This window comes from Rhizobium nepotum 39/7 (assembly GCF_000949865.1).
Lineage (GTDB): Bacteria > Pseudomonadota > Alphaproteobacteria > Rhizobiales > Rhizobiaceae > Agrobacterium > Agrobacterium nepotum.
In genome coordinates this window covers 28,583-44,062 of the sequence record NZ_JWJH01000004.1, presented here as the reverse complement: position 1 = coordinate 44,062, position 15,480 = coordinate 28,583, and the positions used below count along the sequence as shown (strand labels likewise).

Sequence of the window (15,480 nt, the reverse complement as noted above, 5' to 3'; positions counted from 1 at the left end):
AAGGCTTGATGACATCGGATCGACGGCCATCGCAGCCACAAGCGGGGGCGGCGCTTGCGTTTACAACATATGCGTGCGCCGACGTTAACCGTAGATTGCTATTTGCGCAAAGTCGGTTACATTTCGGATGACTTTTTATAGTGAATGAATTATTAACTGATCATATTAATTAATTTTCTTGTATCAAAATAACTTTTCAGGGCTCCATATTATGCTGGGTACTAAAGGCTCATCGCATGCCGTTTTTTACGGCGCCCCTTATCCCACGGCCGTCACTTTCGACGCGCCGGAAACGCAACCTTCCGTTTTGGAAAACAACACATCGGCGTTCCTGCGCAGCCAGTTCGCGCTCAAAAGAACGATCGATATTGCAGGGGCGTCCATCGCCCTTGTCGCACTCGCCCCCGTATTGCTGACCGTCGCAGCGCTGATCAAGCTCGACAGCAAGGGGCAGGTCCTGTTTTCGCAGGTCCGTTGGGGCATGAACGGGCAGAAGATCCGCGTCTATAAGTTTCGTTCGATGAGGACCGAACTGGGCGATGCCACCGGGGTGGCGCAAACAGTGAAGAACGATCCGAGGATAACGCGGATCGGTGCCATTCTTCGCCGCACGAATATCGACGAGTTGCCGCAGCTTATCAACGTATTGAAAGGCGACATGTCGCTGGTCGGACCACGCTGCCATGCCATCGGCATGTTGGCCGCCGGCCGTCTTTATGAGGAACTTGTTCCCCATTACCACCTGCGGCACCGGATGCGGCCGGGCATTACCGGTCTTGCCCAGATGCGGGGATTGCGCGGCCCGACAGACCGCAGCGACAAGGCGCGTGCACGGATCGTGTCCGATCTTTATTACGTCGACAATTTTTCGGTCTGGCTGGATATCAAGATCATGATCGGAACGGTCATTTCCGAATTGCGTGGCGGCAAGGGTTTCTGATCTCGTAAAAAGCAAACGCACCGCAGAATCAAAAAGCCCGGCAGCGATGCCGGGCTTTTCCTATGAAATCAGATGGTCCGTCAGTTTGTCGGCGCGGGAGCCGCAGCCGGATCCGGCAGCGGTGCCGGGTTTGCCGACAGCGTACGCAGATAGGCGATGAGGTCGGCTCGTTCCGTTTCCTTCTTCACACCCGCAAAACCCATTGCCGTACCGGCGATGTATTTCTTCGGGCCTTCGAGGAAGTGGCTGAGATGCTCGTAATCCCAATGCACGGAACTGCCCTTGGAGAAATCCTTCATCGCTGCGGAGTAGCTGAAACCTTCATGGCTGGCGATCGGCCGGTTGACGATATCGAAGAGATTGGGGCCGACCTTGTTTGCACCACCACTCTCTCCGGTATGACAGCTCGTACATTTCTTAAAGACCGCTTCGCCCTTGGCGGCATCCGCACCGGCGAGCAATTGCGCGATCGGTGTTGCCGCTGCGGCAGGTTCGCCCGCAGCGTCGCCGCTGCTCGCTTCCGCAACGATGGCGTAACCTTCCTTCTCCGGGGCGGGAGCATGAAAAATGCCCTCAGACGCAATTGACACCGACATCAGGACGAAAACCGTACCCAGAAACGCCCCAACGCCCATATTTACATAAGAATTCATCTATATGCGCTCCCTCGCATCCGCTCCATATAATCGGGCATCTTGAAATTGTTCGAAAGCTATGGCTTTTGCACAGCCTGCGCAACTTGAATAATGTTCCCCACTCCGTGACGTTTTGACACTTTTCGGATGGGATTTGAAGGGTGTCGGATGAAGAATCGGGATTTCGAGAAAGCTGTCGTCCTTATACCGGCACGGATGGCATCAACGCGGCTTCCCGGCAAGCCTCTTGCGGATATTGGCGGCAAGCCGATGATCGTGCAAGTGGCGTTGAGAGCACGTGAGGCCGGCGCAGAGCGAATAGTCGTTGCGGTCGATGACGAACAGGTTTTTGCGGCTGTGAAAAATGCCGGTTTCGACGTGATGATGACGCGGGACGACCATCAGTCCGGTTCGGATCGCATTTTCGAAGCGTTGCAGAAGGCCGATCCTTATGGCAACGCCGAATATGTCATCAATGTTCAGGGCGACCTTCCAACCATCGAGGCGGAAACTATTCGTGCCTCCTTGCGCCCGCTGGAAAATGCCGCCGTCGACATTGCCACGCTGACGGTCGAGATCACCGACGAGGAAGAAAAAACCAATCCGAACGTGGTGAAAATAGTTGGCAGCCCGCTTTCCGAAACACGATTGCGCGCGCTTTATTTTACGCGCGCGACCGCGCCCTATGGCGACGGACCGCTTTATCATCACATCGGGCTCTACACCTACCGCCGCGCCGCCCTCGAAAGGTTCGTCAGCCTTCAGCCCTCGCCACTGGAGAAGCGCGAACGGCTGGAACAGTTGCGCGCGCTGGAAGCCGGCATGCGCATCGACGCCGAAATCGTCCGTTCCGTGCCGCTCGGTGTCGATACGCCGCACGACTTGGAAAAGGCCCGCAACATTCTCGCAAGCAGAACTCTTTAATGGACAATTCCATGACCTTGAGCACAAACCGCATTGCCTTTCAGGGCGAATTTGGCGCGAATTCCGACATGGCCTGCCGCGACATGTTCCCGGATATGGAGCCTTTGCCGTGCCCGACATTCGAGGACGCCTTCAACGCCGTCGAAAACGGCGAAGCCGATCTCGGCATGATCCCGATCGAGAACACGCTGGCCGGTCGCGTTGCCGACATTCACCATCTGCTGCCTGAATCGCGCCTTCATATCATCGGCGAATATTTCATGCCGATCCGCTTCCAGCTGATGGTGATGCCGGGTGTGAAGAAAGATGAGATCCGCACCGTTCACAGCCACATCCACGCGCTTGGCCAGTGCCGGAAAATCATCCGCTCGAATGGCTGGAAGCCTGTCGTGGCCGGCGATACGGCCGGTGCTGCGAGGCTGGTTTCCGAAAAGGGCGACCGCAGCATGGCGGCGCTTGCGCCGCGTCTTGCCGCCGGTCTCTACGGCCTCGATATTCTGGCTGAAAATGTCGAGGATTCGGAAAACAACGTCACGCGTTTCGTGATCCTGTCCCGTGACGAGAACTGGGCCGAGCGCCCGTCCCGCGACGAATCTCCCGAGGAAGTCGTCGTCACGACCTTCGTTTTCAACGTCCGCAATATCCCGGCCGCGCTTTACAAGGCCATGGGCGGTTTCGCGACGAACGGTATCAACATGACGAAGCTCGAGAGCTATCAGCTTGGCGGAAAATTTGTGGCGACGCAGTTCTATGCCGATATCGAAGGCCATCCGGATGACGAACCGGTTCGGCATGCGCTGGACGAGTTGCGCTTCTTTTCCGAAAAGGTCCATATTCTCGGCGTTTACAAGGGCCATGCCATGCGCGGCAAGCTCAACCAGAGCTGAGCCTGAAGCGGCGGGGATAAACCCGCCGCCTTTACGGGAAATGCCGCAGGGGCGTCATTTGCTCCATTCCACCCAGTCGCGCATCAGCCGGTGTGCGATGGCGCCGCCCGGAGGTGCAGAAAAACCTTCGCCCGTTGCCGTCTCCAGCATCTTTGCGACTTCCGCCCGTGTGAACCAGCGGCAATCCTCAAGCTCGATCTCGTCGCGGGAAATATCGAACGACAGCGCCTCGGCATAACAGCCGATCATCAGCGTATGCGGCATCGGCCAGGGCTGGGATGCGTGATACCGCACGCGCCCGATTTCGACGCCGGATTCCTCATGCGTCTCGCGGCGAACGGCCTGCTCGATCGTTTCACCCGGTTCCACAAAACCGGCGAGGCAGGAATACATGGCGGGTGCAAAATGGGCACCACGGCCAAGCAGGCAAAGATCGCGCTCGACATCGATCGTCAACATGATGACGACGGGATCGGTTCGGGGAAAAATGGTGTGATTGCAGGCGGCGCAGATACGCTTGTAGCCGCCGATGCGTGGTTCCATTGTGCCGCCGCACCGTCCGCAGAAACGATTGTCGGCATTCCAATGCGTGAGGCTGACGGCCTGGGCAACCTCGCTCAGCAATTCTTCGTCGAGAAGATGGTCGCGATAAAGGGTCCGCGCGTCGGCCAGCTTGTAGTGGCTCGCCAGCCGATCTTCCGCAACAGCCACCGGCACCGCAATTCTGGGTTCGCCGGTTTCGCGATATCCAAGCAGAACGGCATTATCGAAATCCGGCTGCAATTCGGCCAGCTCATAGGCGGAAAACAGGGGATCGATGACCTGCTCGTCGTGCTTCAGAACAAGCCGATTGCCGGAGAAGGCGAAAATATGGGTGCCATCCACCTTCAGCGCATCGGCAACGCAATCTTCCGTTCGTTTTTCGGCGAAACGGTCGAGGGCGTTTTTGGAAAAGGCTGTCAGCAGGCTTGCTTCGGGATGGGGGGCGGTGGTTTCAAAAATAGTCATGGAGATCATCAGAGCGCGCCGGAGATTTTTTTCATCAAGGTTTCCTTTTCGCCCGCACCATAAGGCACCGGCGTTCCGTGGCCCCAGACGGGGCCGGGCCAGCAGGTGTCGCCTTCGTTGCGGGCGATAATATGAACGTGAAGCTGCCGGACGATGTTGCCCAGCGCGCCCACATTGATCTTCGTGGCACCGGTGACGTCTTTCAGCGCGGAGGCGACGAGATTGGTCTCGAACGTCAGAACGGCCTGATCGAGCGGGGTGAGATCGAACAATTCGCTGGCACCGCCTCTCTGTGGCACCAGCACCAGCCAGGGCCAGCGGCTGTCATTCTGCAAACGCAGTTCACATAGTCCCAAACGCGTCACAAGCACACTGTCGCGCGCCAGCCTGTCGTCCAGCCGGAATGTCTCCAAGGCGTCCTCCATGTTTGTTTTCATCGTGATAGCAGTTTTTTGAAGGCTTGGCTTGCATTTGCTGTCGATATTGCCGATATGTGGCCCCGGGAGGTTGGTGGTGGACGAGCCACTCGCCAACCGGGTCAGGTCCGGAAGGAAGCAGCCCTAACGAGCCAGGCACGGGTCGCCGTGCCAGCCTCCCACCCTTTTCAAATGCCGCTCAGCTTTCGCCGGGCCAGTTCAGCCCCGAAACAAACTGGCAAAACAAACTGGCGAGGCGATGAACGACACCGTACCCACCACATCAAGCGAATCCCAGAGCGGGACCGGCTACCGGGTACTGGCACGCAAATATCGCCCGAAGGACTTTTCCGATCTGATGGTCGGCCAGGAGCCGATGGTCCGCACGCTGACCAATGCGTTCGAGACCGGCCGCATCGCGCAGGCCTATATGCTGACCGGCGTTCGCGGCGTGGGCAAGACGACCACGGCGCGCATTCTCGCCCGAGCACTGAATTACAAGACCGACACCATCGACAAGCCGACCATCGACCTGCGCATCCCCGGCGAACATTGCCAGGCGATCATGGAAGGCCGGCATGTCGATGTGATCGAGATGGACGCCGCTTCCCATACCGGCATCGACGATATTCGCGAGATCATCGAGCAGGTGCGTTACCGCCCGGTCTCGGCGCGCTACAAAGTCTATATCATCGACGAAGTGCACATGCTTTCGACGCAGGCCTTCAACGGCCTCCTGAAGACGCTGGAAGAGCCGCCGGAGCATGTGAAATTCATCTTCGCAACCACCGAAATCCGCAAGGTACCGATCACCGTGCTGTCGCGCTGCCAGCGCTTCGACCTGCGCCGCATCAGCGCCGCCGACCTCGTCGGTCTGTTCACCGCCATTGCCGGCAAGGAAGGTTTCGAAGCGGAGCCGCAGGCTCTCTCGATGATCGCCCGCGCAGCCGAAGGTTCCGCCCGTGACGGTCTTTCCCTGCTCGATCAGGCGATCGCCCATGGCGGCGGCCGTGTAGAAGCGGAAGCCGTGCGCGGCATGCTTGGTCTTGCCGACCGGGCGCGCATCGTCGATCTTTTCCAGCACATCATCAAGGGCGATGTCGCGTCGGCACTTTCGGAATTCAACGGGCAATATGAGGCGGGCGCGAACCCAGTCGTGGTGCTCAACGACCTTGCCGATTTCACCCACCTCGTCACCCGCATGAAATATGTGCCGGATGCGGCGGAAGATCCCTCGCTTTCCGAGATCGAGCGCGTGCGTGGCGCGGAATTTTCCGAGACGATTGCGGTGACGGCACTGTCACGCATCTGGCAGATGCTGCTGAAAGGCATTCCGGAAACGGAAAATGCCTCGCGCCCGGCAGGTGCGGCCGAAATGGTGCTGATCAGGCTTTCGCATGCTGCCAATCTTCCGGCACCGGAAGATGCCGCGCGACGCCTGCTCGAACTTTCCGCCGGCGATGGCGGCTATTCGAACGGTGCGCCCTCAGGCGGCGGCAACGGCGGTGGTGCACGGGCCTATTCGTCAGCGCAGACCGTTGCTGCGGCAAGACCCGTCGATGCTCCCGCACACAGGCAGGCCACACCTCAACCAACCACGATGCTGCGCGCCGTTCCCGACAGCCGCCCGCAGGACATGCAGGTCGCCGCACCGAAAACCGAAGAGCGGCCGGAGCCGAAAGTTCCGGTCAACTCCGTGCAGGATATTGCCGATCTGTGCCAGAAAAATCGCGATCCCGTCATGAGGGCGAAGGTCCGCAACTTCCTGCGGCTGGTGCGATTGGAGCCGGGCCGGCTGGATATGCGCCTCGGCGAAGGCGCGCCCGGATCGCTCCCCGGCGAGCTTGGTGTGAGGCTGAAGGAGTGGACCGGTATCCACTGGATCGTCAGCCTCAGCAAGGAACAGGGCGAGCCTACCCTTGTCGAAGTCGAAGGCAATGCCCGGGACGCACGCCTTGTCGATGCGCGTCAGGACCCTGACGTTGCCGCCATTCTGGCGCAGTTTCCCGGCGCGAAGATCACCGACGTGCGTATCCGTGTTGCAGTACAGGACGAGGCGGACGAGATCGCTCCATCTCCTTCAGTTGCCGAATCGAGCGAAGGCGACATCCTCCCCGGCGACGATATCGAATTTTAATACATAACAAAAACAGGAGTCTGGCACATGCGCGACATCATGGGCATGATGGGCAAGGTCAAGGAAATGCAGGCCAAGATGGAAAAGATGCAGGCGGATATCGCCGCGCTTGAAGTCGAAGGCAAGTCCGGCGGCGGCCTCGTCACCGTTAAGCTGAACGGCAAGGGCAACCTGCTGGGGCTGAAGATCGATCCGTCTCTTTTCAAGGAAGACGACGTCGAAATTCTCGAAGACCTGATTGTTGCTGCCCACAATGACGCCAAGGAGCGCGCCGAAGCCATCACCGCCGAAAAGACCAAGGAAATCACGGCTGGCCTGCCGATCCCGCCCGGCATGAAGCTGCCGTTCTGATCTTCTTTCGAATTCAGACTTCCAACATGGCGCGGAACCGGCTCGCAAGCGGCGTGCCGAGATAGGCAGCGCGTTCGACCTCGGTAAGCTGCATGGGGCGGAAGCGCTGCAGAATAATCGGTATGGGCAGTTTCGTCCCCTGATAGGGTTCGAACGCGACGTCTTCACCGGCGGCGAGCATTCCACCTTTCAGGATCCGGCAATAAAAACCCGGCTGACCCGCCTGCCGAAAACGCGGCGCGAAGCCGGGATCGCCGATCCGGGCTGACAGGGTCGCGCAGGGAATGCGGGCGGCGGTCACTTCCAAAACCACTTCTGCCGCTGAGAACCTGTCGCCCACATGCAGCTTCGCGCTGTCGACACCCTCCAGAACCAGATTTTCGCCGAAAAATCCGGGCTCAACCGTAAAACCGAGCGTGCGAGACCAGAAATCGAGATCGACGGAACCCATGGCGTAGATCGCCTGATCCGGACCGCCGTGATGTTTGCGATTGCAGACAGCGTCGCTGACGATACCTTCGGCATCCACAATCACCGGACCCTGCACGGCATGTTTGAAAATGCCCGTCCTTGCCGTCTTTCCCGGCAGGGTCTTCGCCTCGCCCCGGCACACTGCCCGTATTTTCATGGACTGCCCTTCGCGCTTCATGATTCCCGTTTCCCGATTTATGCAGTAGAAAGCGCTCATGGCAAAACGAGTCACCGGTCCCGAAATCGAAAAACTGATCCAGCTGCTTGCAAAAGTGCCGGGGCTGGGACCCCGCTCGGCGCGGCGGGCGGCGCTGCACCTCATCAAGAAGAAAGAACAGCTTCTCGGCCCGCTCGGCCATGCGATGGGTGAAGCCTATGACAAGGTGAAGATTTGCTCCTGCTGCGGCAATGTCGATACCATCGACCCCTGCACTGTCTGCGCCGATGACAGGCGTGACCAGTCGATCATCATCGTGGTGGAAGATGTGTCGGATCTTTGGGCACTGGAGCGGGCGAGCGCCATGAACACCGCCTATCATGTGCTTGGTGGCACGCTGTCGCCGCTGGATGGAGTCGGGCCGGAAGATCTGAACATCAAGGGATTGATCGATCGTGTCAGCGTCGGCGGTATTCGCGAGCTTATCATCGCCGTCAATGCGACGGTGGAGGGACAGGCGACCGCCCATTACATCACCGACCGTCTGGCCGATCTCGGCGTCAAGATCACCCGGCTTGCGCATGGCGTGCCGGTGGGCGGCGAGCTGGACTATCTCGACGAAGGCACATTGACGGCCGCGCTTCGGGCGCGCACGACGATCTGACGCCTCCCCTCCCTTGTCCGTCACTCGAAGAGGAGACCGAATGCAAAACCGATTTGATTCTTTGTTTTGGCGCATTTCCAGACGGAAAACCGGGTTCCACTTTTCCTGGAAAAGCTTCAAGGCACTGGCCGCCATTATTTCCGTTTTTTCAGTAACGACGGCTTTGGCGCAATCCGCACCGACGGGTGCCGCTGCGGCTCGATACGATGCCGATTTCAATGCATGGCTGAAAAAGGAAATCTGGCCGGAAGCGCGCAAGGCGGGCATTTCGCAAAAAACGCTGGAAGCCGCGCTCAGCGGTCTTTCCATCAACTGGAGCCTGCCCGATCTCGTTATCCCGGGTCAAAAACCACCGAAGGAACAGAGCCAGAGCCAGGCGGAATTCTCCTCGCCAGGCGCATATTTCTCCGAAAAGCGCTTGCAGGGACTTGCCGCCACGGGCCGGTCTCTGGCGGCGACGCACGCCGCCACGCTTCGCCGCATCGAGGCGAAATACGGCGTGCCCGGCAATATCGTCGTGGCGATCTGGGGCCGCGAATCCGGTTTCGGCCGTGCGAAGCTACCGCATCCGGTGGTCGATGTGCTGGCGACGAAAGCCTATATGTCGACCCGCAGGGAGATGTTCCGCACCGAGCTGATCGACGCTCTGAAGATCGTCGAGAACGGCGATATCGCGGCATCGCGCATGATGGGTTCCTGGGCCGGCGCACTCGGCCAGCCACAATTCATGCCGTCGAGCTACCTGAAATATGCCGTGGATTTCGATGGTGACGGCCACCGCGATATCTGGAACTCCGTGCCGGACGCGCTGGCATCCATAGCGAACTATCTTTCGCAGCGCGGCTGGCAGAGGGATCGCGACTGGGGCTTCGAGGTGTCGATACCGGCCAAGGTTTCATGCGCACAGGAAGGTCCGGACCTTGCCCGGCCAGTCGCCGACTGGGCGAAGATGGGGATCACCCGCATTTCCGGAAAGGCCTTTCCGGCCAATGACCTCTCCGCCGACGGCATGATGCTGGTTCCCGCCGGCCGGCACGGGCCGGAATTCGTGGTGACGCCGAATTTCTACGTTATCAAGGAATACAACAATTCCGATCTCTACGCGCTGTTCATCGGCAACCTCGCAGACCGCATCGCCCATGGGGCGGGGCCGTTCAAGGGCGAATGGGGCAATGTCGGATCGATGCTGCGCTCCGATGTTCTTGCCATGCAGAAGGCGCTGGTCGCCAAGGGCTATGATGTCGGCAAGGCGGACGGGCTGGCAGGCTTCAAGACGCGGCGGTCGCTCGGCGACTGGCAGGCGAAAAACGGCCTTTCCCCGACGTGTTTTCCGGACGCCACGCTGAAGGGCCGCCTGCGCTGACTTCCCCTGCATCCGTCAGGCGGTTTGCCTGCGCCATTCGTAGAGCGCGTCCGGCAACTTTTCCTCGCAGCCGGATCCATCCGTTTCCTGCACCTTGCGGAACCCATGGCGCTCGTAAAAGCTTATGGCGCGTGTATTTTGCTGGAACACCCACAATTGAAGGAGTTGTTGCTCTTGCTTCGCCCTGTCCAGCAGGGTCGCACCTAGATTTCTGCCTACACGTGCGGGCAGACAATAAAGATGATCCAACCATTCCTGCCGAAAGGCACAAAAGCCGACGAGAACGCCGTCTTCCTCCGCAACCCAGACTTCAGTTTCGTTAAAGACAATATTGCTGAAATAGCCCTTGTCTTCCTCGAAACTGTGCAAGTCTGGTAAATAGGGAAGAAAATGCCGGCGTGACGTGCGGAAAATTGCGGCGACATCGTCGGCATCTGCAGGTGTCGCACGCCTTGAAATAACCTTCTGGTCTTCCATATCGTCCCCCGATCGTTCGAGGTACTATACACATCCTGCAACGGCGGGATGACAGGTAGCCAGTGGGTTGGCGTCGAATACCTCTCAGTGCTGATCGGTATGCGGCTTGTGGAAGATATCGTCGGTCGGCGGAATGGTCTGTCGCTCGATCATCCGGTGCACGCGCGGCCGGGTCTTGCCGCGATGAAGCTCAAGCAGCCGGTCCCAGGCTTCCGCATCCGCCTGGGTGCGGCGATGATTGTGGCGGACATATTCCACCCATGTCAGCACGTGGTAACTTTCCGTCCAGATGTCAGGATTTTCCAGATCGCGCATCAGGTTCCAGTTGCGCGCGCCATCGCGCAGACGGATGCGGCGGCGCTCGGCCATCAGTGGCAGGAATTCGCCGAGATCCTCGTCATGGATTTCATAATCGATGAGGATGGCGATCGGCCCGCTGCGCGGCTTGATATCAAGCCTCAGCGGCGGCTCCACGAAACGGTTGAGCGGATCGAGGTTGAGCGAGGCGAATGCCGGCATGGCGAGCTTGAGACCGACGACAACGCCGAGCAGCATCAGCACGCACGAACAGAGAAGTGAATAGGAAATGCCGTAATCTTCCGCCAGCTCGCCCCACAGCCAGCTGCCGACGGCGATGCCGCCGAAGGTCAGCGTCTGGTAAAGCGACAGCGCCCGGCCCACCACCCAGCGCGGGGCGGAAAGCTGGACGATGGTGTTGAACAGGGAAAGCGCCAGAACCCAGCAGGCACCGGCAACCGCAAGGACAAGCGAGGTGACGATGGCGCTCGTGCTGATCGCCGTCACACCGGAACTGAAAGCGAAGCCTAAAAAGGCGACCCGCACGATCCATTCACTCGACAGGATCTCACGCAGTCTCGCGCTGACCAGCGCACCTCCAATTGCGCCGACGCCAAATGCACCCAGCATGACACCGTAGGTCAGCGGGCCGCCCTCAACCAGATCGCGGGCAACGATCGGCATCAGGGCCAGGATGGCGCTAGCGGAAAGCCCGAAGAGAAAACCGCGCACCAGGACCTTGCCGATATTGGGCGACATGGCCACATAACGCATTCCGGCCGATATGGCGGCGAGAAGCTGCTCGCGTGGGAGTGTCGAGGCATATTTGGGCGGTTGCCAGCGAAACAACGCGTAGATCAGGGTGAAGTAGCTGAGCGCATTCACGAAAAAGGCGGCAGCGGCGCCTGCCGCTGCGACGATGATGCCGCCGATAGCGGGACCGACGCTGCGGGTAATGTTGAAGCCGACGCTGTTCAGCGTCACGGCGGCCGGCAAATCCTCGCGCGGCACCATTTCACCGACGGAGGCCTGCCAGGACGGATTGTTGAGGGCAGTACCGCAGCCGATCATGAAGGTGAAGAAGAGCAGAAGCCACGGCGTGAGCCAGCCGGACCAGGCAAAAACCGTGAGCATCACGGAAGCCGTCAGCATCAGCAGCTGCGCGGAAATCATGATGCGGCGGCGGTCGAAACTATCGGCCAGCGCGCCTGAAATCAGCGAAAACATCATGATCGGCAGCGAGGTGGAGGCCTGCACCAGCGCGATCATGTTTTCGGAACTCGACAGCGAGGTCATCATCCATGCGGCGCCAACCGCCTGGATCAGCCCGCCGAAATTCGACGCAAGGCTCGCGATCCAGATTCGTCTGTAAGTCAAATGCCTTAAAGGCGCGAGTGGCGATTTACGGTCAGGCACGATCAGTCCACTTGATGCAACTGCGATTTGTCAAACGGCAACTATAGACAGTGCCGGAAATCATGCCACCCTTTCCGACACGGGAAGGGTGAAAATGTGGCCGATGCCGCGACTGAAGCGCCCTGCCCGCGAAAACCTTGCAATCCTGCCCCGATGGGTCTATATGACCTGTGAAATTCTTGATCGCTTGATGAAGAGTGGGGCCGCAAGGCTCCGCTCTTTTTCGTTAGGCGAACCGGAAACCACGGGCTTGAGTGCCCGGTGAAAAAACTAAAGACCGGAAGGCCAGATGGCAGACACCGTATATGAACCGCGACTGATAACCGAAACGGGCATCGACCAGCGCATCGCCGAGATCATCGAGCCTGTTTTGACGGGCATGGGGTATCTTCTGGTGCGCGTGCGGCTCTCCAACCAGAACGGTATGACCCTGCAGGTCATGGCCGAGCGGGAAGACGGCACCATGACCGTCCAGGGCTGCGAAGCCGTCTCCATGGCGATTTCACCGGTTCTTGATGTGGAAGATCCGGTCGATAAGGCGTATCATCTCGAAGTTTCCTCGCCCGGCATCGACCGGCCGATGGTTCGCAAATCGGATTTCACCCGCTGGCAGGGTCATCTGGTGAAGGTCGAAACCTCCATTCTGGTCGAGAACCGCAAGCGGTTTCGCGGCAAGATCGTCGAGGTCGATGCGGACGGCTTCAAGCTGGAACGCGACCAGATCGCCTATGGCGAGGAACCGACAGTCACCGTTCCGTTCAGCGCGCTTTCCGATGCGAAGCTCATTCTGACGGACGACCTTATTCGTGATGCGCTGCGGGCAGACAAGGCGGCAAAGGCCGCCGCCGCAAACCAGAACGACGAAAACGAAGCAGACGAAGACTAATTCCAACGTAAAAGCCCGGAAAACGGGCGATCCCCGCAATTATGCGACTTACGGAGATAAAAAAATGGCAGTGAGTGCTAACCGGCTTGAGCTTCTGCAGATCGCCGATGCTGTGGCGCGCGAAAAGGTCATCGACCGCGAAATCGTGCTTGCCGCAATGGCAGACGCTATCCAGAAAGCCGCACGCTCGCGCTATGGTTCGGAAACCAACATTCGCGCCGACATCAATTCCAAGACCGGCGAAATCCGCCTGCAGCGTCTTCTGGAAGTTGTCGAGACGGCCGAGGATTATTCGACCCAGATCCCGCTCGAACTCGCCCGCGACCGCAACCCGGACGCCAAGATCGGCGATTTCATCGCCGATCCGCTGCCGCCGATGGATTTCGGCCGTATCGCCGCACAGTCCGCCAAGCAGGTGATCGTTCAAAAGGTGCGCGAAGCCGAACGTGACCGCCAGTATGACGAGTTCAAGGATCGTATCGGCGAGATCGTCAACGGCACCGTCAAGCGCGTCGAATACGGCAACGTCATCGTCGATCTCGGCCGTGGCGAAGGCATCATCCGTCGCGACGAGATGATTCCGCGCGAAAACATGCGTTATGGCGACCGCGTACGCGCCTATGTCTACGACGTTCGCCGCGAACAGCGCGGTCCGCAGATTTTCCTGTCGCGTACCCATCCGCAGTTCATGGTGAAGCTGTTCACCATGGAAGTTCCGGAAATCTACGACGGCATCATCCAGATCAAGTCGGTTGCCCGTGACCCCGGTTCGCGCGCCAAGATCGCCGTCATCTCGAACGACTCGTCGATCGATCCTGTCGGCGCCTGCGTCGGTATGCGCGGTTCGCGCGTTCAGGCCGTCGTCGGTGAATTGCAGGGCGAAAAGATCGACATCATTCCGTGGAGCCAGGACCCGGCTTCCTTCATCGTCAACGCCCTGCAGCCCGCCGAAGTGGCCAAGGTCGTTCTGGACGAAGAATCCGAGCGTATCGAAGTTGTGGTTCCCGACGAGCAGCTTTCGCTCGCCATCGGCCGTCGCGGCCAGAACGTGCGTCTGGCATCGCAGCTGACCGGCTGGGATATCGACATCATGACCGAGCAGGAAGAATCCGAGCGTCGCCAGAAGGAATTCAACGAGCGCACGGCACTCTTCATGGAGGCCCTCGACGTCGACGAAATGGTCGGCCAGGTTCTGGCCTCCGAAGGCTTCGCGCAGGTCGAAGAACTCGCCTATGTCGATCTCGACGAAATTTCCTCCATCGACGGCTTCGACGACGACACCGCCGATGAAATCCAGACCCGCGCCCGCGAATATCTGGAACGCCTGGAAGCCGAAATGGACGCCAAGCGCAAGGAACTCGGCGTTACCGACGAGCTGCGCCAGATCGACGGCCTGACATCGCAGATGATGGTCGCGCTCGGTGAAGACGGCATCAAGACTATCGAGGACTTTGCCGGTTGCGCCGCAGACGATCTGGTCGGCTGGAGCGAACGCAAGGACGGCGAGACGAAGAAGTTCGAAGGCATCTTCTCCAAACTCGACGTGTCGCGCGTCGAGGCTGAAAACATGGTTGTGCAGGCCCGTCTTCTGGCAGGCTGGATCACGGCCGAAGATCTCGCTTCCGAAGAGGAAGCCGATGTCGAAGCTACCGAGGAGGCGGATACCGCCGAACAGGAATGACATCGCAGGCGCATGAGCCGGACGAGCTGCCCGAAACCGATGAGGACGGGCGGCTGGAAGGCAACGTCAATGGACGTATGTGCATTGTAACAAGGCAAAGCGGATCGCCAGACGATCTGATCCGCTTCGTCGCAGGGCCGGACGGCGGTGTCGTGCCGGATCTGAAACGCCAATTGCCGGGACGCGGCTGCTGGGTAAAACCGGAGCGCGCCCTGATCGAGAAAGCCATAGCGAAGAAGATTTTCGCACGGGCACTCAAACGCGACGTCAAGGCCGGGCCTGAGCTTCTCGCTCTTCTGGACCGGTTGATGGCGCAGCAGGTTGCCGGAATGATGAACATGGCGCGCAAGGCGGGCCAGTTCATCAGTGGCGCGACGAAGGTCGATGCCGCCATCCGCTCCGGGAATGCGATAGCCGCGTTCCATGCGACCGATGCTGCGGCCGACGGCGTGAGAAAACTGGACCAGGCCCGCAAGGCCTGGGCGTTCGGCAGTAATGCCGGCAATGAGATTCCGTCCTTCCGGCTCTTTAGCGGCGCCGAAATGGACGAGTTGATGGGCCAGAATGCTTTTATCCATGCTTGCGCGCTTGCGGGGCAGGCGGGTGAGGGTGTAGTGAAGCGCGCAAAGATGCTTGAGCAGTACCGCCTTGGCGGTCAGCCCGAAGCGGAACGCGACGCTGCCCGGACAGAACAATGACGCGGTTACCGAACAAGAACGGTCGCCGCGTTCCGATGCAGCAATTGAACGACGAGGCCTGATGGACGTCAT

General features: G+C 59.4%; 16 protein-coding genes and 1 other RNA gene. 11 read left to right on the top strand and 6 right to left on the bottom strand.

Annotated elements, in window-relative coordinates; translation table 11 throughout:
• Positions 1-211: 211 nt before the first annotated feature.
• A complete protein-coding gene (locus RS75_RS04885; RefSeq protein ID WP_045017972.1) occupies positions 212-940 on the top strand; it encodes a sugar transferase in 729 nt (242 codons plus the stop codon).
• 80 nt (positions 941-1,020) lie between these two features.
• Here RS75_RS04885 and RS75_RS04880 read toward each other — a convergent pair whose 3' ends face one another.
• Positions 1,021-1,593 carry a c-type cytochrome gene (locus RS75_RS04880; protein WP_045017971.1) on the bottom strand — a complete coding sequence of 191 codons (573 nt, stop codon included), beginning with the start codon at positions 1,591-1,593 and terminating at the stop codon, positions 1,021-1,023.
• A 150-nt stretch (positions 1,594-1,743) separates the two neighbouring features.
• Between RS75_RS04880 and RS75_RS04875 the strand changes: the two genes are divergently transcribed.
• Positions 1,744-2,499 carry a 3-deoxy-manno-octulosonate cytidylyltransferase gene (locus RS75_RS04875; RefSeq protein ID WP_045017970.1) on the top strand — a complete coding sequence of 252 codons (756 nt, stop codon included), beginning with the start codon at positions 1,744-1,746 and terminating at the stop codon, positions 2,497-2,499.
• Between the two features lie 11 nt (positions 2,500-2,510).
• The gene (locus RS75_RS04870) at positions 2,511-3,386 is read left to right on the top strand and encodes a prephenate dehydratase (RefSeq protein ID WP_045018335.1); all 876 of its coding nucleotides are present in this window, start codon (positions 2,511-2,513) and stop codon (positions 3,384-3,386) included.
• A gap of 54 nt (positions 3,387-3,440) precedes the next feature.
• On the opposite strand, the gene nudC is transcribed toward RS75_RS04870, so the two are convergent.
• Together nudC and RS75_RS04860 are read right to left on the bottom strand one after the other, a co-directional pair.
• Complete coding sequence (gene nudC, locus RS75_RS04865; RefSeq protein ID WP_084686463.1) at positions 3,441-4,403, bottom strand: NAD(+) diphosphatase; 963 nt, start codon at positions 4,401-4,403, stop codon at positions 3,441-3,443.
• Positions 4,403-4,831, bottom strand: a complete 429-nt coding sequence (locus RS75_RS04860; protein ID WP_162484790.1) for an HIT domain-containing protein — start codon at positions 4,829-4,831, stop codon at positions 4,403-4,405. The genes nudC and RS75_RS04860 overlap by 1 nt, the downstream gene beginning before the upstream one ends.
• A gap of 65 nt (positions 4,832-4,896) precedes the next feature.
• On the opposite strand from RS75_RS04860, the gene ffs reads away from it, so the two are divergent.
• The 3 genes from ffs (at position 4,897) to RS75_RS04850 (ending at position 7,298) form a co-directional block, all read left to right on the top strand.
• Positions 4,897-4,993: signal recognition particle sRNA small type (gene ffs / locus RS75_RS25445), an RNA gene on the top strand.
• A 76-nt stretch (positions 4,994-5,069) separates the two neighbouring features.
• Positions 5,070-6,947 (top strand): DNA polymerase III subunit gamma/tau, encoded by a 1,878-nt coding sequence (locus RS75_RS04855; protein WP_045017968.1) that lies wholly within the window; start codon positions 5,070-5,072, stop codon positions 6,945-6,947.
• Positions 6,948-6,974: 27 nt separating this feature from the next.
• Positions 6,975-7,298 (top strand): YbaB/EbfC family nucleoid-associated protein, encoded by a 324-nt coding sequence (locus RS75_RS04850; protein WP_045017967.1) that lies wholly within the window; start codon positions 6,975-6,977, stop codon positions 7,296-7,298.
• Positions 7,299-7,311: 13 nt separating this feature from the next.
• On the opposite strand, the gene RS75_RS04845 is transcribed toward RS75_RS04850, so the two are convergent.
• Entirely contained in the window at positions 7,312-7,947 is a 636-nt protein-coding gene (locus RS75_RS04845; protein WP_045017966.1) for an MOSC domain-containing protein, read from the bottom strand.
• A gap of 37 nt (positions 7,948-7,984) precedes the next feature.
• Between RS75_RS04845 and recR the strand changes: the two genes are divergently transcribed.
• Complete coding sequence (gene recR / locus RS75_RS04840) at positions 7,985-8,590, top strand: recombination mediator RecR (protein ID WP_045017965.1); 606 nt, start codon at positions 7,985-7,987, stop codon at positions 8,588-8,590.
• Between the two features lie 40 nt (positions 8,591-8,630).
• The gene (locus RS75_RS04835) at positions 8,631-9,953 is read left to right on the top strand and encodes a lytic murein transglycosylase (RefSeq protein ID WP_162484789.1); all 1,323 of its coding nucleotides are present in this window, start codon (positions 8,631-8,633) and stop codon (positions 9,951-9,953) included.
• 15 nt (positions 9,954-9,968) lie between these two features.
• On the opposite strand, the gene RS75_RS04830 is transcribed toward RS75_RS04835, so the two are convergent.
• Complete coding sequence (locus tag RS75_RS04830; protein WP_052679657.1) at positions 9,969-10,430, bottom strand: GNAT family N-acetyltransferase; 462 nt, start codon at positions 10,428-10,430, stop codon at positions 9,969-9,971.
• Between the two features lie 84 nt (positions 10,431-10,514).
• A complete protein-coding gene (locus RS75_RS04825) occupies positions 10,515-12,143 on the bottom strand; it encodes an MFS transporter (protein ID WP_084686461.1) in 1,629 nt (542 codons plus the stop codon).
• Positions 12,144-12,432: 289 nt separating this feature from the next.
• Here RS75_RS04825 and rimP point away from each other — a divergent pair, with 289 nt between their 5' ends.
• The 3 genes from rimP to RS75_RS04810 all read left to right on the top strand — a co-directional run bounded on the left by rimP (position 12,433) and on the right by RS75_RS04810 (position 15,408).
• Entirely contained in the window at positions 12,433-13,029 is a 597-nt protein-coding gene (gene rimP / locus RS75_RS04820) for a ribosome maturation factor RimP (protein WP_045017961.1), read from the top strand.
• A 64-nt stretch (positions 13,030-13,093) separates the two neighbouring features.
• The gene (nusA, locus tag RS75_RS04815; RefSeq protein ID WP_045017960.1) at positions 13,094-14,710 is read left to right on the top strand and encodes a transcription termination factor NusA; all 1,617 of its coding nucleotides are present in this window, start codon (positions 13,094-13,096) and stop codon (positions 14,708-14,710) included.
• Complete coding sequence (locus tag RS75_RS04810) at positions 14,707-15,408, top strand: RNA-binding protein (RefSeq protein WP_045017957.1); 702 nt, start codon at positions 14,707-14,709, stop codon at positions 15,406-15,408. The genes nusA and RS75_RS04810 overlap by 4 nt, the downstream gene beginning before the upstream one ends.
• The last annotated feature ends 72 nt before the right edge of the window (positions 15,409-15,480 follow it).